Origin of the sequence: Citrobacter sp. MGH100 (genome assembly GCF_001034465.1) — a bacterium.
Taxonomy (GTDB): domain Bacteria; phylum Pseudomonadota; class Gammaproteobacteria; order Enterobacterales; family Enterobacteriaceae; genus Citrobacter; species Citrobacter youngae.
The window spans coordinates 116,455-136,171 of the sequence record NZ_KQ089800.1 but is presented as its reverse complement, the minus strand read 5'-3'; the positions used below and the strand labels follow the sequence as shown (position 1 = coordinate 136,171).

General features: G+C 53.4%; 20 protein-coding genes. 8 read left to right on the top strand and 12 right to left on the bottom strand.

What is annotated here, in order from left to right:
- Positions 1-22 precede the first annotated feature (22 nt).
- A complete protein-coding gene (gene acrD / locus SK32_RS00590) occupies positions 23-3,136 on the top strand; it encodes a multidrug efflux RND transporter permease AcrD (protein ID WP_048210953.1) in 3,114 nt (1,037 codons plus the stop codon).
- A 75-nt stretch (positions 3,137-3,211) separates the two neighbouring features.
- On the opposite strand, the gene ypfM is transcribed toward acrD, so the two are convergent.
- Positions 3,212-3,271 carry a protein YpfM gene (gene ypfM, locus SK32_RS25875; RefSeq protein WP_001386977.1) on the bottom strand — a complete coding sequence of 20 codons (60 nt, stop codon included), beginning with the start codon at positions 3,269-3,271 and terminating at the stop codon, positions 3,212-3,214.
- A gap of 386 nt (positions 3,272-3,657) precedes the next feature.
- On the opposite strand from ypfM, the gene SK32_RS00585 reads away from it, so the two are divergent.
- The 3 genes from SK32_RS00585 to SK32_RS00575 are packed head-to-tail and all read left to right on the top strand — an operon-like array spanning position 3,658 to position 5,373.
- Positions 3,658-4,014, top strand: coding sequence for an ArsC family reductase (locus tag SK32_RS00585; protein WP_048210952.1), 357 nt, complete (start codon positions 3,658-3,660; stop codon positions 4,012-4,014).
- 3 nt (positions 4,015-4,017) lie between these two features.
- A complete protein-coding gene (gene dapE, locus SK32_RS00580) occupies positions 4,018-5,145 on the top strand; it encodes a succinyl-diaminopimelate desuccinylase (protein ID WP_048210951.1) in 1,128 nt (375 codons plus the stop codon).
- A 27-nt stretch (positions 5,146-5,172) separates the two neighbouring features.
- Positions 5,173-5,373: a YpfN family protein gene (locus tag SK32_RS00575; protein WP_003835080.1), complete on the top strand. Its 201-nt coding sequence runs from the start codon at positions 5,173-5,175 to the stop codon at positions 5,371-5,373.
- 92 nt (positions 5,374-5,465) lie between these two features.
- Here SK32_RS00575 and ypfH read toward each other — a convergent pair whose 3' ends face one another.
- From ypfH to dapA, 6 genes are all read right to left on the bottom strand, one after another.
- The gene (gene ypfH, locus SK32_RS00570) at positions 5,466-6,164 is read right to left on the bottom strand and encodes an esterase (RefSeq protein WP_048210950.1); all 699 of its coding nucleotides are present in this window, start codon (positions 6,162-6,164) and stop codon (positions 5,466-5,468) included.
- Between the two features lie 73 nt (positions 6,165-6,237).
- Entirely contained in the window at positions 6,238-8,253 is a 2,016-nt protein-coding gene (locus SK32_RS00565; protein ID WP_048210949.1) for a tRNA(Met) cytidine acetyltransferase TmcA, read from the bottom strand.
- A 15-nt stretch (positions 8,254-8,268) separates the two neighbouring features.
- On the bottom strand, positions 8,269-9,135 hold the full coding sequence (gene ypfJ, locus SK32_RS00560; protein WP_048210948.1) for a KPN_02809 family neutral zinc metallopeptidase: 867 nt from the start codon (positions 9,133-9,135) through the stop codon (positions 8,269-8,271).
- A gap of 128 nt (positions 9,136-9,263) precedes the next feature.
- A complete protein-coding gene (gene purC / locus SK32_RS00555) occupies positions 9,264-9,977 on the bottom strand; it encodes a phosphoribosylaminoimidazolesuccinocarboxamide synthase (protein WP_003835086.1) in 714 nt (237 codons plus the stop codon).
- A 111-nt stretch (positions 9,978-10,088) separates the two neighbouring features.
- Positions 10,089-11,123, bottom strand: coding sequence for an outer membrane protein assembly factor BamC (gene bamC, locus SK32_RS00550; RefSeq protein WP_048210947.1), 1,035 nt, complete (start codon positions 11,121-11,123; stop codon positions 10,089-10,091).
- Positions 11,124-11,139: 16 nt separating this feature from the next.
- Positions 11,140-12,018, bottom strand: a complete 879-nt coding sequence (gene dapA / locus SK32_RS00545) for a 4-hydroxy-tetrahydrodipicolinate synthase (RefSeq protein ID WP_005121885.1) — start codon at positions 12,016-12,018, stop codon at positions 11,140-11,142.
- A 145-nt stretch (positions 12,019-12,163) separates the two neighbouring features.
- Here dapA and SK32_RS00540 point away from each other — a divergent pair, with 145 nt between their 5' ends.
- Positions 12,164-12,736: a glycine cleavage system transcriptional repressor gene (locus SK32_RS00540; RefSeq protein ID WP_197081302.1), complete on the top strand. Its 573-nt coding sequence runs from the start codon at positions 12,164-12,166 to the stop codon at positions 12,734-12,736.
- Positions 12,736-13,206, top strand: a complete 471-nt coding sequence (gene bcp, locus SK32_RS00535; RefSeq protein WP_048210945.1) for a thioredoxin-dependent thiol peroxidase — start codon at positions 12,736-12,738, stop codon at positions 13,204-13,206. The genes SK32_RS00540 and bcp overlap by 1 nt, the downstream gene beginning before the upstream one ends.
- A gap of 118 nt (positions 13,207-13,324) precedes the next feature.
- Here bcp and iadA read toward each other — a convergent pair whose 3' ends face one another.
- From iadA to SK32_RS00515, 4 genes are all read right to left on the bottom strand, one after another.
- Positions 13,325-14,488, bottom strand: a complete 1,164-nt coding sequence (gene iadA / locus SK32_RS00530) for a beta-aspartyl-peptidase (RefSeq protein ID WP_048210944.1) — start codon at positions 14,486-14,488, stop codon at positions 13,325-13,327.
- An 11-nt stretch (positions 14,489-14,499) separates the two neighbouring features.
- Entirely contained in the window at positions 14,500-14,961 is a 462-nt protein-coding gene (locus SK32_RS00525) for a YjiG family protein (RefSeq protein ID WP_003037948.1), read from the bottom strand.
- A 1-nt stretch (position 14,962) separates the two neighbouring features.
- Complete coding sequence (locus SK32_RS00520) at positions 14,963-15,622, bottom strand: nucleoside recognition domain-containing protein (protein WP_003847228.1); 660 nt, start codon at positions 15,620-15,622, stop codon at positions 14,963-14,965.
- 166 nt (positions 15,623-15,788) lie between these two features.
- Complete coding sequence (locus SK32_RS00515; RefSeq protein WP_048210943.1) at positions 15,789-16,853, bottom strand: AI-2E family transporter; 1,065 nt, start codon at positions 16,851-16,853, stop codon at positions 15,789-15,791.
- Between the two features lie 226 nt (positions 16,854-17,079).
- Between SK32_RS00515 and bepA the strand changes: the two genes are divergently transcribed.
- Positions 17,080-18,543, top strand: coding sequence for a beta-barrel assembly-enhancing protease (gene bepA / locus SK32_RS00510; protein ID WP_048210942.1), 1,464 nt, complete (start codon positions 17,080-17,082; stop codon positions 18,541-18,543).
- Between the two features lie 12 nt (positions 18,544-18,555).
- A complete protein-coding gene (arsC, locus tag SK32_RS00505; RefSeq protein ID WP_003037937.1) occupies positions 18,556-18,915 on the top strand; it encodes an arsenate reductase (glutaredoxin) in 360 nt (119 codons plus the stop codon).
- 34 nt (positions 18,916-18,949) lie between these two features.
- Here the strand turns inward: arsC and SK32_RS00500 are convergent, their stop codons facing one another.
- On the bottom strand, positions 18,950-19,651 hold the full coding sequence (locus SK32_RS00500; RefSeq protein ID WP_211924219.1) for a DnaA inactivator Hda: 702 nt from the start codon (positions 19,649-19,651) through the stop codon (positions 18,950-18,952).
- Between the last annotated feature and the right edge of the window lie 66 nt (positions 19,652-19,717).

Sequence of the window (19,717 nt, the reverse complement as noted above, 5' to 3'; positions counted from 1 at the left end):
AGAAACACGAGGTCCTCTTTTAATGGCGAATTTTTTCATCGATCGCCCCATTTTTGCCTGGGTGTTAGCTATCCTGTTGTGCCTGACAGGAGCCCTGGCTATTTTTTCGCTGCCCGTTGAGCAATATCCCGACCTGGCACCGCCAAACGTGCGGGTCACCGCCAACTATCCTGGCGCATCGGCTCAGACTCTGGAAAACACCGTCACCCAGGTGATCGAGCAGAACATGACCGGTCTCGATAACCTGATGTACATGTCGTCGCAGAGCAGCGGGACAGGCCAGGCTACGGTGACGCTTAGCTTCGTTGCCGGAACCGATCCTGACGAGGCCGTCCAGCAGGTGCAAAACCAGCTGCAATCGGCAATGCGTAAGCTGCCGCAGGCGGTACAGGATCAGGGGGTCACGGTGCGTAAGACCGGGGACACCAATATTCTGACAATCGCCTTTGTTTCCACCGATGGCTCAATGGATAAGCAGGACATCGCCGACTACGTGGCGAGTAATATTCAGGACCCGCTTAGCCGTATTAACGGTGTAGGGGATATTGATGCTTACGGTTCACAGTACTCGATGCGTATCTGGCTCGACCCGGCCAAACTTAACAGCTTTCAGATGACCGCCAAAGATGTGACTGACGCTATTGAATCACAGAATGCGCAAATTGCGGTTGGGCAGCTTGGCGGTACGCCTTCGGTGGACAAACAGGCGCTAAATGCGACGATCAACGCCCAGTCCCTGCTGCAAACGCCGGATGAATTCCGTGCAATTACGCTTCGCGTTAACCAGGACGGGTCTGAAGTTAAACTGGGCGACGTCGCCACGGTTGAAATGGGTGCTGAAAAGTACGACTACCTTAGCCGGTTTAATGGCAACCCGGCTTCCGGTCTGGGGGTGAAACTGGCCTCCGGCGCCAATGAAATGGCAACGGCAGAGCTGGTGCTTAACCGCCTTGACGAACTGTCACAGTATTTCCCGCACGGGCTGGAATACAAGGTCGCGTATGAAACCACCTCCTTTGTTAAAGCCTCAATTATCGACGTGGTGAAAACGCTGCTGGAAGCCATCGCGCTGGTATTCCTCGTGATGTATCTGTTTCTGCAAAACTTCCGCGCCACGCTTATCCCGACCATCGCCGTTCCCGTCGTCCTGATGGGCACCTTCTCCGTGCTTTATGGTTTTGGCTACAGCGTCAACACCTTAACAATGTTTGCAATGGTGCTGGCAATTGGCCTGCTGGTCGATGATGCCATCGTGGTGGTGGAAAACGTCGAGCGTATTATGAGTGAGGAAGGCCTCTCACCGCGTGAAGCGACGCGAAAATCGATGGGGCAAATCCAGGGAGCGCTGGTCGGTATCGCCATGGTGCTGTCGGCGGTGTTTATCCCGATGGCCTTCTTCGGTGGCACGACAGGGGCTATTTACCGCCAGTTCTCAATTACCATCGTCTCCGCGATGGTGTTGTCCGTTCTGGTGGCGATGATCCTCACCCCCGCCCTGTGCGCCACCTTGCTCAAACCCCTGCATAAGGGTGAACATCACGGACAAACGGGTTTCTTCGGCTGGTTTAACCGGATGTTTAATCGCAACGCCGAGCGCTACGAAAAAGGCGTCGCCAAAATTTTGCACCGTAGTCTGCGCTGGATCCTGATCTACGGCCTGCTGCTCGGCGGTATGGTGTTCCTGTTCCTGCGCCTGCCCACCTCCTTCCTGCCGCTGGAAGATCGCGGCATGTTTACCACCTCGGTACAGTTGCCCAGCGGCTCCACGCAGCAGCAAACGTTGAAGGTGGTGCAGGAAGTGGAGAAGTATTACTTCACCCATGAGAAAGACAACATTATGTCGGTCTTTTCCACGGTCGGTTCCGGCCCGGGCGGGAACGGTCAAAACGTAGCGCGTATGTTTGTCCGCTTAAAAGACTGGGATGAGCGCGACACTACCACCGGAACCTCTTTCGCTATCATCGAACGTGCGACTAAAGCCTTTAATAAGATTAAAGAGGCCCGCGTCTTCGCCAGCAGTCCTCCGGCGATTAGCGGCCTCGGAAGCTCTGCCGGTTTCGATATGGAACTGCAGGATCACGCTGGTGCCGGTCATGACGCGTTAATGGCCGCGCGCGACAAGCTGATTGAGCTGGCCGGGAAGGACGCATCCCTGACCCGCGTTCGTCATAACGGTCTGGACGACAGTCCGCAGTTGCAAATTGATATCGATCAGCGCAAAGCCCAGGCGCTGGGTGTTTCCATTGACGATATCAACGACACATTGCAAACGGCCTGGGGCTCCAGTTACGTTAATGACTTTATGGACCGGGGTCGCGTGAAGAAGGTCTACGTGCAGGCGGCGGCAAAATATCGCATGCTCCCTGACGATATCAACCTGTGGTACGTCCGCAACAATAGCGGCGGCATGGTGCCTTTTTCTGCCTTTGCCACGTCGCGTTGGGAGACCGGTTCACCGCGTCTGGAACGCTATAACGGCTACTCCGCCGTCGAGATCGTCGGTGAAGCCGCGTCCGGCGTCAGCACTGGTACTGCGATGGACATCATGGAATCGCTGGTCCATCAGTTGCCGACCGGATTCGGCCTCGAATGGACAGCGATGTCTTATCAGGAACGGTTATCGGGATCTCAGGCTCCTGCCCTGTACGCTATTTCACTGTTGGTCGTGTTCCTGTGTCTGGCTGCGCTATACGAGAGCTGGTCGGTTCCCTTCTCCGTTATGCTGGTCGTACCGTTGGGTGTCATTGGCGCGCTGTTGGCGACCTGGATGCGTGGTCTGGAAAACGATGTGTACTTCCAGGTCGGGTTACTCACCGTTATCGGGCTTTCGGCAAAGAACGCGATATTGATTGTTGAATTCGCCAATGAGATGAACGAAAAAGGACACGATCTGCTCGATGCCACACTGCATGCCTGTCGCCAGCGCTTGCGTCCGATTCTGATGACGTCGCTGGCGTTTATCTTCGGGGTACTGCCGATGACAATCAGCAGTGGTGCTGGCTCCGGCGGCCAGCATGCGGTGGGGACTGGCGTTATGGGCGGGATGATTTCAGCCACTATCCTGGCGATTTACTTCGTGCCCCTGTTCTTTGTGCTGGTACGCAGACGCTTCCCGTTGAAACCACGCCCGGAATAACCGGGCACAAAAAAGGCGACTTACGTTGAGTCGCCTTTTTTTATCCTTTGCAGGATATGAATTTCTTCCAGAAAATTATTTACGAAGCATCACTTCGATAAAGTCTTTCCAGTTCCCCAGTTCACGTTCAATCATAACAACCTCTCTTATTATTATGAGCATTCTACAAAATCATCATCATCAAAAAAAGAACATTTAACCGATGGTTGTGATTACATCCTCCCGTGTTCGGGGTTTATGTAATCATGCGCCATACCCATAAATTTTATGTGACTTACTGCAATATTTTGAAATATTCATACACTATCTACTACTTTGCTAATTCTGATTGAAAAACAGGCTGATGCAAACAGGTCAATTCTGAAATACCGATCGACGTGAGATTTTGGAACTTTCAGGAATCATTATTCACCGTTGTTCAACAATGTTATATTTTTCTATAACGAATGAATGACAATATGTATTATCAGAAACACGAGAATACAAGAATAAGTATTCAAAATACGTCAATAAGGATTCACATGATCACCCTCTACGGCATTAAGAATTGCGATACAATTAAAAAGGCCCGACGCTGTCTGGAAGAAAATGGGGTCGACTACCGCTTTCATGATTATCGCGTCGATGGTCTGGACAACACGCTGTTACAGTCCTTTATCAACGAGTTAGGCTGGGAGGCGCTGCTCAATACGCGGGGAACCACCTGGCGTAAACTGGATGAAGCAACGCGTAATCAAATCACTAATGCCACTGCTGCCGCCTCATTGATGATTGAAATGCCTGCAATTATCAAACGCCCATTGCTCTGCGCGCCGGGTAAGCCTATGCTGCTTGGTTTCAGCGAATCCAGTTATACGCAGTTTTTTAATGAGGTGTAATCTATGTCGTGCCCGGTTATTGAGCTGACACAGCAGCTTATTCGCCGTCCATCTCTGAGCCCGGATGATGCCGGGTGCCAGGCGTTAATGATTGAACGCCTGCGTGCGGTAGGTTTTACCGTTGAGCGAATGGATTTTGGTGACACACAGAATTTTTGGGCATGGCGCGGAAAAGGTGAGACCCTGGCATTTGCCGGTCACACCGACGTAGTGCCCGCAGGCGATGTTGATCGGTGGATCAATCCGCCGTTTGAACCGACCATTCGCGACGGCATGCTGTTCGGACGCGGTGCGGCCGATATGAAAGGTTCGCTGGCGGCAATGGTCGTGGCCGCAGAGCGTTTTGTCGCACAGCATCCAGACCATCAGGGTCGTCTGGCGTTTTTGATAACCTCTGACGAAGAAGCCAGCGCTAAAAACGGCACCGTGAAGGTGGTTGAAACGCTGATGGCGCGTAATGAGCGGCTGGATTATTGCCTGGTCGGTGAGCCGTCCAGCACCGAAATCGTCGGTGACGTGGTGAAAAATGGACGTCGTGGTTCACTGACCTGCAACCTGACCATTCATGGCGTGCAGGGCCACGTAGCCTACCCACATCTGGCCGATAACCCGGTGCACCGGGCTGCGCCAATGCTCAATGAGCTGGTGGCGATTGAGTGGGATCAAGGCAATGAGTTCTTCCCGGCAACCAGCATGCAGATTGCCAATATTCAGGCGGGCACGGGCAGCAACAACGTCATCCCTGCCGAACTGTTTATTCAGTTCAACTTCCGTTTCAGCACCGAATTAAACGACGAAATGATTAAGTCGCGGGTATTGGAACTGTTGGACAAGCACCAACTGCGTTACACAGTAGACTGGTGGCTTTCCGGTCAACCGTTCCTGACCGAACGCGGTAAACTGGTGGATGCAGTGGTGAACGCCATTGAGCACTATAATGAGATTAAACCGCAGTTACTGACGACAGGCGGGACATCCGACGGGCGCTTTATTGCCCGCATGGGGGCACAGGTGGTGGAACTTGGGCCGGTCAATGCCACCATTCATAAAATAAATGAATGCGTCAATGCCGCCGACCTGCAGCTGCTTGCCCGTATGTATCAACGTATCATGGAACAACTCGTCGCCTGATGAGTGTTCCTGCAAGAGGAAATGAGCATGGACTGGCTGGCAAAATATTGGTGGATTTTAGTGCTGGTGTTTCTGGTGGGGGTACTGCTGAATGTGATCAAAGATCTTAAGCGTGTCGACCACAAGAAGTTTCTCGCCAATAAGCCGGAACTTCCCCCGCATCGTGATTTTAACGATAAATGGGACGATGACGACGATTGGCCGAATAAGGATCAGCCGAAGAAATAATTTGTAGGCCGGATAACACATATCACGTTGCTATCCGGCACTATCACTGACTGTCATGCCGGATGGCGGCTTCGCCTTATCCGGCCTACACGTTATATCATTTCAATCACATCATCATCGTGAGGCTTACCACCGCTCAGCGCTTCATCAAAGTAGTGCTTCGGTACGGTAAAGCGCAGATGATCAAGCGCGAACTGCATGCTGTGTTCATCAATGGCGTGCCCCAGATTTTCGACGATATCCAGAGTCACATCCCCACCTGCACGAATTAACGCTTCCTGCGCAGCAACCGCATGAGATAACTCAATCACCCGATCTTCACCGCCGTGAATCAAATGCACTGTGGTAGCGGTGGTAGCGGCTTCCGGCAAGGTGGCGTAACGACCATTAAAGGCAATGACCCGCGATGCCAGCCCTGGCTCGGCTTTGATGCTCTCAAGCGACATAATCGCCCCTTGCGAAAAGCCAATCAGCGCGGTGGCCTGAGGTGACACACCACTCTGTTTCTGCCAATAGCGAACGGTTTCGATAAACACCGGCATGATGGCATCAATACGCGCCTGACGGTTCTCTTCTGTTACACCCTGAACAGAAAACCATTGACGCCCACCAGCAGCGCTATAAGGCTCAGCGCCACCAATACTGACAATCAGCGCGTCCGGAAACAGTGGTGCAAACCAGGAACCAATTTCGCCCATGGCAACCGGGTTATCGCCGACGCCATGAAACAGCAACAGTAGCTGTTGAGCGGGTTTATCGGGACTTTGAACAACAAAATGGTCATGTTTCATGGCGATCTCCTTAACTGATGAGAATTATTCTACGCCGCTTAACCGCAATGACCATGCCAGGAAATTGAAGAAGTTAGTGAAAAAATTGCCATTGCATAATGCGATTACGTAACCGTTGCTGACGTTCGGTATCCAACTGCGCTAACGCCTGTGCCGCCTCCTCACGCTGAACCAGCAGCAATGCTTTGCGCCCCGAGACCTTCAGCCGCTTGCACAGTTCTGCGTCACTGCATTTTTCCTGTAAACGCCCACGCAGCGCCGGGAGAGGCTGTTCACAGTGCTGGAGAAGACGGCTTAAGCAACCGAGTGAGGTGAGTAACGGCCGATGCGCGAAGGCAAACCCTGCCAGCTCATCCCAGTCATCATCATTAAGCGTAGACTCTTTCAGTGGGACGACCGGGATACACTCATCATTCCATTGTGCGAGGATCGCCACATCGCGACGCAATCGCTGATGCTCCCGCTCAGCCAGACGCTGCCCGGCATCACTGATGGGAAGCAACGCCATTGCCGTATAGCACCCGCTGCTGGCTTCACGATGATTCCCCATTCGCACCATGACAAAACCGCATCGCTGCCAAAAACGCCACAATTCGGCCGTATAACCAAAACTGACGGAAAGATAGTCACACTGCGAGGAATACTGATGGGCCTGCATAATCAGCTGTTGCCCGATACCTTCCCGCTGGCGAGCGGGATGAACCGCAATTCGACTAACTCGTCTCCCGACGAGCGTCGCCGCCAACGGGTCACCACCATGCGCCGCCAGTGACTGCGCAACCAGATTGCCTCTTGGCCGGCGATATCCTGCCCAAACGGCCTGGCTTAATTCTGCGGATAATCCCCCTTCATCGACCAACCAGACGGCTCCCGCGACCGAGCCAGCAGCCGAAGCATGCAGAAAATGCTGACCTGGTGCATCCATCATGCGTCGCAGGTCCAGCGGTGAGGTACGGTAATGCGCCCCGGAAAGCAGTTGGTAGACCGCCAGAGGCAGATGCGGATTGTGATGCCAGGCGGTCGACTCAAAGGCAGAGAAGCGGATATTGCCCTGAGGGGGATGCGAAAAGGTTTCGTCGTCGAACACCAGTGCCTCACTGACGATTTTTTCCAGCGGGCACCCCAGAGCCCAACGCGCTGGCTGCTGCAACTCATAGCGTCGCAGATTCGGAAAGCGGGCGCAGAATTTTAGCAAAAAACCTCTGCCGGTCCCCTCGTAGCCCTGTACGGTGGTGGTTAACAGCGTGCGGGGAAAACGCGCCACCAGTTGGTGTAGCAGCGGCGCGGGGATCGCGGCGGCTTCATCCACGATCAGCCAGTCTGCAGTTGCAGTACTGCTTAACAGCGCGTCCGGCGCCATAAAACAGTAGCGTTCCCCAGCAAATTGCGCCAGTACATCCGTTGCCGCTTTCGCCGGAGCGGTAACAATAGCCGTCCCCGTCATGCGCGAAATCAACTGTCCTGCCAGCGCAGATTTACCCCGGCCACGCGCGGCGGTCACCGCAACCACACCCGGAGGCATATCCAGCAAATGATGTAAAATCTTCGCCTGTTCCGGCAGGGGATCGCCGTTTGCCGCCTGCCAGTCTGCCCGTACAGGAAAGTGCGGATAGGATTTCGCCTGATGCTGTTGCCAGTGCAACGTTTCCCCTTCACGAGTCACGGCTCGCCTGAAGTGTTCAACAAAGTGCGGTGTTGGGATAGGTTCGGCGCAGTCGCTCCAGCGCAGGGAATCCATGTCCGGAGACGTTTGCCAGGCCTGCCAGGGTAGGGTCAGCAACACCAGCCAACTCCCGGCGCGGAGCGTGCCGCTGAGTGCGGCAAACGCCGCCGCGTCAAATCCCTGTCCGGCGTCGAAAACCGCATGACGAAACTCGCGCCCCAGTAACGTTTGCAGCGCCTGTGGTGTGCAACCTGGCTCTGCGGGGGCTGTTGCCCCTACCCACAGCCAGTCGCCGGGCAATGTTTTGCGTAGCGCTAACGCTTGCGCCTGGCACCAGTTTTCTTCGCCGCTGATGACCAGCAGACGACGAATTCCTTCTCTGGCCATGCGTTCAGTGAGCGCACTCAGTGCTGCATTGTCAGACATCCCTGCCTCAATATCTTAAATGCCTTTGCCAAAGGTATTACATTGTCCCGGATCGCCACTGTCAAAGCCGCGTTTAAACCAGGTGTAACGTTGCTGCGAGGTGCCGTGAGTAAAACTATCGGGCACAACGCGCCCTTGCCCCTGCTGTTGCAAACGATCATCACCAATGGCCTGAGCGGCGTTTAGCGCCTCTTCCAGATCGCCAGATTCAAGTACACCCTGCTGCTGCATACTGTGACCCCAGACACCGGCAAAGCAATCTGCCTGCAGCTCCATACGAACGGAAAGGCGATTCACTTCGGCCTGAGAGGCATTTTGCTGCATCTGACGAACTTTCGGTTCAATGCCCAGTAGTTTTTGCACATGGTGGCCCACTTCGTGCGCAATGACATAGCCCTGAGCAAAATCGCCATCAGCGCCCAGCTTGTTTTTCATGTCATCATAGAATGAGAGGTCGATATACACCGTACCATCCGCCGGGCAATAAAACGGCCCCATCACGGACTGGCCCGCACCGCAGCCGGTACGCGTCGCGCCACGATACATCACCAGCTTCGGCTGTTGGTAGGTCCGGCCCATTTTTTCAAACTGCTGCCCCCAGGTATCTTCGGTCGTTGCCAGTATCACCGAGGTGAATTTTGCCGCTTCATCATCATTTGGGCTAATGGAGTGTGATGATTGCTGTTGGGATACAGGTTGGCCGGTCATTAATCCGGTAAGATCCACGCCATAATAGCCCGCGACAAGCACCACAATCAGCAGGATGATGCCGCCTTTACCACTGGGCAAACGAAAACCCGGTCCGCCCATAGAAGGGCCGCCGCCGGCGCTGTTTCGTCTGTCTTCCACATTGTCACTTTCACGACGCCCTTGCCAGCGCATAATCACCTCAACTTTTTATTCATTATGATGATGATCGTAGGCGGTTCGGAACAGGATTACCATAAGAAACAGTAATCAAAATCGGCGGGATTGATGAGCCGGAGAGCGATCGCCGGCTCAGGGGGGCGTTAGTCTAACTTCACACCCAGACGATGCGCGACAGCTTCATAGGCTTCGATCAGGCCGCCCAGACTCTGGCGGAAGCGATCTTTGTCCATTTTATCCAGCGTTTCTTTGTCCCACAGACGGCTACCGTCCGGTGAGAATTCGTCGCCCAGCACGACTTCACCTTTGTACAAGCCAAACTCAAGTTTGAAGTCGACCAGAATCAGACCAGCATCATCAAACATCTTTTTCAGCACGTCGTTGGCTTTGTAAGTCAGCTCTTTCATACGTGCCAGATTCTCTTTGCTCACCCAACCAAAAGTTTCGCAATAGGAATCGTTAATCATTGGATCGTGCATAGCATCGTTTTTCAGGAACAGATCAAACAACGGCGGATTCAGTTCAATACCTTCCTCAACGCCTAAACGCTTAACCAGTGAGCCTGCCGCGCGGTTACGTACCACACATTCAACCGGTACCATCTCCAGTTTTTTCACCAGACATTCAGTATCGGATAGCAGTCGCTCCATCTGGGTAGGAATGCCTGCTTCTTGCAGTTTGGTCATAATGAAATGGTTGAATTTGTTATTCACCATACCTTTACGGTCAAACTGTTCAATGCGCGCGCCATCCCCTGCTGACGTATCATTGCGGAATTCGAGCACCAACAGGTCCGGGTTTTCCGTGCTGTATACGGTCTTCGCTTTACCACGATACAACTCAGCTTGCTTTTGCATCTTTATTACTCCTGGGTGTGAATTAACGATAAATATTGCGTTTTTCTGCCGACGCACACGTTTGCGTATCATATCAGAAAAAAAGGGCTGGAGTTATCCAGCCCTTTATTTTTACTTACTAAACGCTGCCTGGAAGACGGCGACCAGCGCGTCGTTCTGGCTTTGCGTCAGGGTATGCCCCTTAGGATCGATAAACTGCAAACTACTGCGGTTGTCTAAATCACCGACCTGCAGTTTGTAGTCGCCGGATACCAGACCCGGATCGCTCGCGCCCAGCTCCTGCCAGTTACTGTCTGACAGTGGTTTGTAAGTCACAGCGATGCTGCCCTGAGAACGGGTGCTGTCGGTCACTTTCATGCCCACTTTTTCCAGCGCTGCCGGCAGACGCTGCCATACCACGTTGAACGGTCCACGTACCACCAGCATCGGTAAACCGGTGTCATCTGCAGCACTCTGAACGTCCATAGTCGCGGCAGAACGGTTCTGCGCGGCATTCGCGGCGTCGGTGGCGTTCTTATCCAGACCAGCAGAGATAACGTTCATCATCTCAGCGCTGTAACGCTGCATTGATGCCGCATCGGCTACCGGTTTACCTGCCTGCTCGAGGTTAATCAGTTTCACCGTCACCGCTTGCTGATAGCCCTGCGGTTTAACCGAGATTTGATAACGCCCACGGTACTGTTCGTCTTCATCCAGACGGTTCCAGTCAACCCAATCGGTAGTCAGCGTCTGGCTGGCATCATCACGTTTGGCGATGGTGTAGTTTTTAGACTGAACAACGCTCACGACCTGCGGCCACAGCGTGTTGCCACGACCATTTTCCACCAGCAATGTCGCTGTATCGCCCGCGATCTGAGTACGGGCGCCAGTAACTAATGCTAACGGCTGAGCCGGTGGGCGAATATCCAGCGCTTTACCCACGGCACCGCTGCCGTTGGTTACCGGGATGTTATAGTCGCCGGTCATAACCGGCAGAATCATCCCAGCTGGCGCGTGAAGCTCAGCAAGCGGTGCGGCCTCCAGATAGGATTCATCACCGCTCACCTGGCGCTTATAGCGCGAGTCAGAACTACAGGCCGCGAGCAACATAACAAGCGAAACACCCGCAACCTTGGCCAGGCGCGACTTTTGTACTGAGTAAGCCATCAAATCTCCCTAAACTTTACAGCAAACCGGCATGCTTAAGCGCCGCTTTGACGATATCACGAGCATTGTCCGTGATTGGCGTCATCGGCAAACGTAGCGTATCGGTCGCCACAAGTCCCAACTCCTTACATGCCCATTTCACTGGGATAGGATTGGGTTCGACAAATAGTTTGTTGTGTAACGGCATCAGACGTTGGTTGATCACCCGCGCCTCGGCAAAATGCCCTTCTGCCGCCAGTTTGCACATTTCGGCCATATCGCGTGCCGCAACGTTAGCCGTTACGGAAATCACGCCATGACCACCAAGCTGCATGAAGTCCAGTCCGGTCGCATCATCACCGCTAAGCAGAATAAAATCGTCTGAAACCAGCTCTTTGATCTGGTGAACACGACTTAAGTTCCCTGTGGCCTCTTTGATAGCGACAATATTTTTTACCTTCGCCAGGCGACCCACGGTTTCCGGCAGCATATCGCAGCCAGTACGGGACGGCACATTATACAGAATTTGCGGCAGGTCAGTATGTTCCGCGATGGCTTTGAAATGCTGGAACAAACCTTCCTGAGTTGGGCGGTTGTAGTAAGGCGTCACCGTCAGGCAGCCGACAACACCGCTGTCGTTAAAACGCTGCGTCAGACTAATGCCTTCTGCGGTCGCATTGGCGCCCGTTCCGGCAATAACCGGAATACGCCCATCGGCCAGCTCCAGCGTCATCATTACCACATCGCCATGTTCATCATGACTCAGGGTAGCGGACTCACCGGTGGTGCCAACCGAAACGATCGCCGAGGTGCCGCTGGCGACATGATAATCAATCAGTTTTTTCAGGCTCGACCGGCAGACTTTACCTTTCTCATCCATCGGCGTAATAAGCGCGACAATACTTCCCGTGAACATGGGCCATCCTCTGTGCAAACAAGTGTCTCAATGGTACGTTTGGTACGACAATAAAAGCAAGCGACCATAGCCCTTCTGATTGTTGTATGCATGTTTTTTTTATGCTTTCCTTATGATTACCTCACCGCTCAAAGGAAGAACAGGTTTGACATCGCCATCGCAACACTATCTGGTCATTACTGCGCTGGGTGCTGATCGCCCGGGAATTGTGAACACTATCACCCGTCATGTCAGCAGTTGTGGCTGTAATATCGAAGACAGCCGACTGGCCATGCTGGGTGACGAGTTTACGTTTATCATGCTGTTATCCGGAACCTGGAATGCCATCACCCTGATTGAATCAACCTTGCCGTTGAAAGGCGCAGAGCTGGATTTATTGATTGTGATGAAGCGTACGACCGCGCGTCCCCGTCCGGCGATGCCCGCCACGGTATGGGTACAGGTCGATGTCCCCGACTCGCCTCATTTGATTGAGCGCTTTACCGCCCTTTTTGACAGCCATCAAATGAATATTGCGGAACTGGTTTCGCGCACACAGCCGGCTGAAAACGGCAAGACTGCACAGTTGTTTATTCAAATTACCGCACATAGTCCTGCGTCACATGATTCGGCAAATATTGAGGATGCGTTTAAAGCACTCTGTACAGAACTCAATGCGCAAGGCAGTATTAACGTCGTCAATTACTCACAGCATGATGAACAGGATGGAGTTAAGTAATGAACCCACTGAAAGCCGGTGATATCGCACCGAAATTTAGCTTGCCGGATCAAGACGGAGAACAAGTAAATTTAACCGACTTCCAGGGACAGCGTGTTCTGGTTTATTTCTACCCGAAAGCCATGACGCCCGGCTGTACCGTACAGGCCTGTGGCTTGCGCGATAACATGGATCAGTTAAAAAAAGCCGGTGTTGAAGTGCTGGGGATAAGCACCGATAAACCAGAGAAGCTTTCCCGATTTGCGGAGAAAGAAGTGCTTAACTTCACGCTCCTGTCTGATGAAGATCATCAGGTTTGCGAGCAATTTGGCGTCTGGGGTGAAAAGTCATTTATGGGTAAGACCTACGATGGCATCCACCGCATCAGCTTCCTTATTGATGCCGAAGGCAAAATTGAACATGTGTTTGATGATTTCAAAACCAGCAATCACCACGACGTGGTACTGAACTGGCTGAAAGAGAACGCCTGATTTACGTTTTGCTGGAAAAAGCCTGATGGCGCTTCGCTTATCAGGCCTACGCAGCTTATTAATATTGCGAAACTTGTAGGCCGGGTAAGGCATAGCCGCCCCCCGGCATAAAGGTCGTTTATTCAAACGTTCCTTTTACACACGCTTGCTTCTCTTTCACCATGGCTTTCCCCTTTGCCCAAAGGTAATTCACTTCCAGCGCGTCGTTCAGCACCAGAATGTCCGCATCGCATCCCACCGCCAAACGCCCTTTATGCTCTAGTCCCAAAAATTCTGCGACCGTACGCGTCAGCGGACAGAGCGCCTGTTCCAGCGGTATGGCATGAACTTTCACCAACTGGCGCACCGTTTCCGCCAGTGATTCAAACCCCGCGACACCGATACCGGTGAGATTACCTAACTCATCAAATTCCGGCTGGCTGCCGTTGCCATCCGAGCTCAGGGTAATGCGCGACAGTGGCACGTTCTGGCGCAACGCTGTAGCAATCGCCATTGCCGGATCAACAGGCTCATCAATGCTGCTGGTGATATCGATATAACCGCCCTGGCGGGCATACTCCAGCGCCGCCTGGAACAGCGGTTCCGCACGATTAACATGCGTTGGCAACAGTTTGGTAATCGGGACATCACAGCACTCGAGGATGTTGTACAACGGCTCCAACATGCGCGGGCTGTCACCCATGTGGAAAACGCTTACCCCCGGTTTGCGCCCTAACAATCCACCTACCCGCGACTGCGCCGCCATGTTCGCCAGCGCCGAGGTGTCCGGGGCGGAGGAACGATGGTCCGAAATCGCACATTTCACGCCAATGACTTTATCGATCAGCGCCACGTCGCGATCGATACTGCCGGTGATTGTCGGCGATGGCAGAGAATAGGCCCCGGTCAGCATCCATGCGCTGATGCCTTCAAACTCCAGCGCACGTGTTTTCGCCAGCAACGACTCAGGATGACGGGTAATCCCGTCCGTTCCCAATAATCCCACGACGGAAGTGATACCGGCTTCAACCAGTCGCGACAAGCGCACTTCAGGCGTACGGGTATGTGGCCCTGCCTCTCCGCCGCCGCCAATCAGATGGACGTGCTGATCGATAAACCCCGGGCACACAATCGCACCGTCAAGATGGATGCACTCGCAGCCGGGGAAGTCTTCAGGAGAAATCGACGGCGCGATGGCAACAATTGTACTGCCAGACACCAGAATATCCTGGCGGCCTAAATCTTCCGGCGCGTACACGTGTCCCTGCTGGAACAACGTCAAATTAAGAATTGAACAGTTCATAACCTTCCTTGTCAGGCAATTACCTGCATAACCCAAATAGAGAGCAGCGCATTAATGACGCATACCGCAATAATCAGCGGGTAGTAACGGGGATGGACCCCCGCAGTTCCCAGGCAGCGTCCCACATTTTGCACCGGATTGCCCATCAGGTAGATAGCCGGTAGCAATACAGTCGCATCATGTCCCGAAAGCGTACCAGCAACAACCAGACTGGCACAAACGCCGACGCCGCCTCCCATACTCATCACCGCCGCCAGCAGCACGGTGGCAGATTCTCCCGGTAGCCCCCACAGCGCCATCACCGGTTCGCACACCCGCCCGACAATCTCGAGCAATCCCGTCACCTTCAGCGCCTGAATAATCACAAACGCCATCACCACGTTAGGTAACAGGCTGGTTGTAGCAATTGTAAACCCCCGCCGCGCGCCATCGATAAACATATCCATGACGTTTTTACGTACCTGCGTTGTCATCTCAGACCTCCTGCTGCAGACGGCGATTTTCCAGCTGCGCAATCCACAAACGCAGCAGATTCGCTCCCACAAATTTGAAGACAAGGATCACCGCCAGCGGCGTAATCACCGGAACGGTAACCACCGTAAACAGCGCAGCGCCAGAGGAAAAATAGTTGGTAATACACGCGCTACCGCTGGTTTGCCAGCAGGCAAAAATGGCACGCTCCTGTTCAGTAATAATGCCCTCTTCCGCCATCTCTTTGGTCATCCCGGCCGCGGCATCGGTATTTTGCAAATTCGCAATTAGCGCCAGCGAACAAACTCCCGGAATACCGAGTAACGGGCGCAGGACCGGCGTCATCAGCTGTTGTGCCGCACGTAAACCACCCAACCCTTCGGTGACGGAAATAATCCCGAGTGAAAGAATGACGGAAGGTGCCAGCTCAAGCGCGAATAAGAAGCCGTCTTTGGCCCCCATCCCTCCAGAGCCGCGAAAAGAGACCGCCGTGTCACCCGCCGCATTAATCTGCCCAAACGCGCCGTTGAGGACGGTGAAGTCAAAGACCCGCCACCATTCGGTACTTTTCGCAAACATGCCGGAAAAAAGGATAATCGTAATAAAAAAAGCGAGATAACCGCCCCATCCCACCTTTTGCTGCGTGTGTGTGTTGTGGCCCATTTTGTTCTCCTGTTGGTCTTATTCCTTGCGTGACAGAAAGACATCACGCAGGTCAAGTTAAAGACAAATGCGGAGAAAAACGACAGCAGAAGAGATTATTCAGAAAGTGTGGATAGAGGTCAGACAAGTTCGGATCCGGCGACATGATATCGCCGGATCTTACAGATTAGGGTTCGTCAACCGTCTGACCATCCGGCCAGGCATGCACCACGGCTTTGATTAGCGTCGCCAGCGGAATGGCAAAGAAAATGCCCCAGAATCCCCACAGACCGCCGAATATTACGACTGAGAGAATAATGACCAGCGGATGCAAATTTACGGCTTCGGAGAAGAGTACGGGAACCAGCAGATTGCCGTCCAGCGCCTGGATTATCAGGTACACGGCGAAACAGCTCCAGAACTCGGTACCGAGACCGAACTGGAATAACGCCACACCAACAACCGGAATCGTCACCACAAACGCGCCGATATACGGGATCAGCACAGAGAACCCCACCAGCACCGCCAGCAGCAGAGAGTAGTTAAGGCCAAACATCAGGAAACCCAGCCAGGTTGCAACACCGACCACCACCATCTCCAGTACTTTACCGCGGATATAGTTGGTGATTTGCTGGTTCATTTCTTTCCAGACCTGTCCTGCCAGTCCACGATTTCGCGGCAGCACCCGGCGCACAGCATTCAACATCTGGCTTTTATCCTTCACCAAAAAGAATACCATCAGTGGGACAAGCACCAGATAGACCGCCAGCGTCAGTAAACCAACCAGTGAAGCCAGCGAATATTTCACCACTGAATCGCCCATGGTGAGCATCCGGGAACGCATATTTTCCGCCATCGCATCAATGATGCCCGCATCCATCAGCGCCGGATAACGTCGCGGTAAGGTGGCGGCAAAGTCAGACAACTTGTTGAGCATGCCAGGCATATCGCGTATCAGATAGATGCCTTGCTGCCATGCAACAGGCATTACCACAAACGCCATCAGCAGTAAAATACCGACAAACACCACCAGCACAATTGACGTCGCCCAGCGCCGCGAGCAACCGATATTTTCCAGCCGGGCGGTAGGCCATTCCAGCAGATAAGCCAGCACAATCGCGACCAGCAGCGGCGCCAACAGACCACTAAAGAAGAACAGGATGCCAAAACCGGCAACCAGAATAATCAGCAAGGCAATAGCCTCTGGGTCGCTAAAGCGGCGGCGATACCATTGCGTCAACATTTCGAGCATAAAACCTTCCCTGAACCTCAATAGCGGGATTGCGATCCCGAATTGTATCGAAATGTCACAAAAAAGACTTCGCTTTTTATGACTGATTACGCAAAGTGAAAAGACATTTTTCCTGGGTGTTCATCGTCAGGTTTCACAGTTACACTCCCTAAGCTTGCAGAGTGTGAACGATACTTCACGGCATTGGTCAAATGGCTATCTCAAAAAAGAATACAGGACAGAGGTTATGTTCAGGCAGTTGAAAAAAAACCTGGTTGCTACCCTCATTGCCGCACTGACTATCGGTCAGGTCGCGCCCGCATTTGCAGACACCGCGGACACCCTGCCTGATATGGGAACCTCGGCAGGGAGTACGCTTTCCATAGGACAGGAAATGCAGATGGGCGATTATTACGTACGCCAGTTGCGCGGTAGTGCGCCATTAATTAACGATCCATTGCTCACCCAATACATTAATGCGCTGGGGATGCGTCTGGTCTCGCACGCCGACTCGGTAAAAACACCCTTCACCTTCTTTTTGATTAACAACGATGAAATCAACGCCTTTGCTTTCTTTGGCGGCAACGTTGTTTTGCACTCCGCGCTATTCCGCTATTCCGATAACGAAAGCCAACTGGCGTCGGTCATGGCGCACGAAATCTCCCACGTCACACAACGTCACCTGGCGCGCGCGATGGAAGATCAGAAACGTAGCGCACCGCTGACATGGGTTGGCGCATTAGGCTCGATTTTATTAGCAATGGCCAGCCCGCAGGCAGGGATGGCGGCGTTAACCGGTACACTGGCGGGTACTCGCCAGGGGATGATTAGCTTTACGCAACAGAATGAACAGGAAGCAGACCGCATCGGTATTCAGGTACTGCAACGTTCGGGCTTTGATCCCCAGGCCATGCCGACGTTCCTCGAAAAACTGCTCGATCAGGCCCGTTACTCTTCGCGTCCGCCGGAAATTTTGCTGACTCACCCCCTGCCTGAAAGCCGCCTGTCGGATGCCCGTAACCGCGCCAACCAGATGCGTCCGGTGGTCGTCCAGTCGTCAGAAGATTTTTATCTGGCTAAGGCACGAACCTTGGGCATGTACAATTCAGGCCGCAACCAGTTAACCAGCGATCTACTGGATAACTGGTCGAAAGGCAACGTACGTGAACAACGTGCAGCCCAGTATGGCCGGGCATTGCAGGCGATGGAAGCCAGCAAATATGACGAAGCACGTAAAGCGCTACAGCCGCTGCTCGCGGCGGATGCTAACAATGCCTGGTATCTCGACCTGGCAACGGATATTGATCTCGGCCAGAAGAAAACCAGTGATGCCATTAACCGCCTGAAAAACGCCCGCGACCTGCGCACTAACCCGGTCCTTCAGCTCAACCTGGCGAATGCGTATTTACAGGGTGGACAAGCCAAAGAGGCGGCGACCATCCTGAATCGCTATACGTTTAACCATAAGGACGACCCTAACGGCTGGGATTTGTTAGCGCAAACGGAAGCCAACCTGAATAACCGCGATCAGGAGCTGGCGGCGCGCGCAGAAGGGTATGCCCTCGCCGGACGTCTGGATCAGGCGATTTCAATGCTCAGCAGCGCAAGCTCTCAGGTGAAACTGGGCAGCCAGCAGCAGGCCAGATACGATGCCCGTATCGACCAGCTACGCCAGCTGCAAGAGCGCTTTAAACCGTACACCAAGATGTAACAGGAAAGAAAAATGTCAGACGCGATTAAAATCTACCATAACCCACGCTGCTCCAAGAGCCGTGAAACGCTGGAATTACTGAAGTCCAACGGCGTGGACCCGGAAGTGGTGCTGTATCTGGAAACCCCGGCTGACGCCGCGACTCTGCGTGAACTTCTGCAGATGCTGGGTATGTCCAGCGCGCGTGAGCTGATGCGCCAGAAAGAAGATCTCTATAAGTCGCTTAACCTAGCGGACAAAAACCTGAGTGAAGATGCGCTGATTCAGGCAATGGTAGAAAACCCGAAACTGATGGAGCGTCCAATTGTGGTTGCCAAAGGCCAGGCGCGAATTGGACGTCCGCCGGAGCAGGTACTGGAAATCGTCGGTTAATCTTAAGACTGCCGCAGTTTTCCGGCTGCGGCGCTTACAGCTTCAGAATTTCTTTTACGAAGGGGATCGTCAGCTTTCGCTGGGCGGTGATCGATGCGTGATCAAGCTGATCCAGCGTCATAAACAGCGTACGCATTTCCCGATCCAGACGCTTAAGCAGGAAGCGTCCCACATCTTCCGGCAGTTCAAACCCACGTAGCCTGGCGCGTAATTGCAACGCCTGCAGTTTATCCTCATCAGAAAGCGGCTGTAGCTTGTAGATTTGTCCCCAGTCCAGACGCGAGGCGAGATCCGGCAATCCCAGATTTAGCTGTCTTGGCGGGCGATCGCCGGTGATCAGCAGGCGTGTTTTCCCCGACTCCAGGATACGGTTGTAGAGATCAAAGATCGCCATTTCCCACAGCGAATCACCGGCCACACATTCGATGTTGTCGATGCAGACCAGCGATAAATGCTCCATCCCGTCGAGCACCTCGGGGACGAACCAGGTGCGTTTGTCGAGCGGCACATAGCCTACCGCATCGCCGCGCGCGGACAGTTCCGCACAGGCTGCATGCAGCAAATGGCTACGGCCAGCGCCTTCACGCGACCAAAGATAAATATACCCGCTATGTTCCTGACGCAGCACGTTTTGCAGTGCAGCCAGTAAAGAGGAGTTATCCCCCGGCCAGAAACTTGCGAAAGTTTCGTCGTCAGGAAGATAAAGTGGCAAAGAGAGCTGTGCCGGTGTGTTCAGAGATACCTCAACCCAGGATTTCATAAAATCGCGTTGAGTTTAACACAGAAATGCGTCGCGATAGAA

Excerpts from the sequence above, each read along its gene's own strand:
- SK32_RS00525 (WP_003037948.1), bottom strand. The coding sequence starts at position 14,961 with ATGACAACGCAGGTACGTAAAAACGTCATGGATATGTTTATCGATGGC.
- iadA (WP_048210944.1), bottom strand. The coding sequence starts at position 14,488 with ATGAACTGTTCAATTCTTAATTTGACGTTGTTCCAGCAGGGACACGTG.
- bepA (WP_048210942.1), top strand. The coding sequence starts at position 17,080 with ATGTTCAGGCAGTTGAAAAAAAACCTGGTTGCTACCCTCATTGCCGCA.
- dapA (WP_005121885.1), bottom strand. The coding sequence starts at position 12,018 with ATGTTCACGGGAAGTATTGTCGCGCTTATTACGCCGATGGATGAGAAA.
- SK32_RS00565 (WP_048210949.1), bottom strand. The coding sequence starts at position 8,253 with ATGTCTGACAATGCAGCACTGAGTGCGCTCACTGAACGCATGGCCAGA.
- SK32_RS00520 (WP_003847228.1), bottom strand. The coding sequence starts at position 15,622 with ATGGGCCACAACACACACACGCAGCAAAAGGTGGGATGGGGCGGTTAT.
- bamC (WP_048210947.1), bottom strand. The coding sequence starts at position 11,123 with ATGGCTTACTCAGTACAAAAGTCGCGCCTGGCCAAGGTTGCGGGTGTT.
- SK32_RS00585 (WP_048210952.1), top strand. The coding sequence starts at position 3,658 with ATGATCACCCTCTACGGCATTAAGAATTGCGATACAATTAAAAAGGCC.
- dapE (WP_048210951.1), top strand. The coding sequence starts at position 4,018 with ATGTCGTGCCCGGTTATTGAGCTGACACAGCAGCTTATTCGCCGTCCA.
- bcp (WP_048210945.1), top strand. The coding sequence starts at position 12,736 with ATGAACCCACTGAAAGCCGGTGATATCGCACCGAAATTTAGCTTGCCG.
- SK32_RS00575 (WP_003835080.1), top strand. The coding sequence starts at position 5,173 with ATGGACTGGCTGGCAAAATATTGGTGGATTTTAGTGCTGGTGTTTCTG.
- ypfH (WP_048210950.1), bottom strand. The coding sequence starts at position 6,164 with ATGAAACATGACCATTTTGTTGTTCAAAGTCCCGATAAACCCGCTCAA.
- purC (WP_003835086.1), bottom strand. The coding sequence starts at position 9,977 with ATGCAAAAGCAAGCTGAGTTGTATCGTGGTAAAGCGAAGACCGTATAC.
- SK32_RS00515 (WP_048210943.1), bottom strand. The coding sequence starts at position 16,853 with ATGCTCGAAATGTTGACGCAATGGTATCGCCGCCGCTTTAGCGACCCA.
- ypfJ (WP_048210948.1), bottom strand. The coding sequence starts at position 9,135 with ATGCGCTGGCAAGGGCGTCGTGAAAGTGACAATGTGGAAGACAGACGA.
- arsC (WP_003037937.1), top strand. The coding sequence starts at position 18,556 with ATGTCAGACGCGATTAAAATCTACCATAACCCACGCTGCTCCAAGAGC.
- acrD (WP_048210953.1), top strand. The coding sequence starts at position 23 with ATGGCGAATTTTTTCATCGATCGCCCCATTTTTGCCTGGGTGTTAGCT.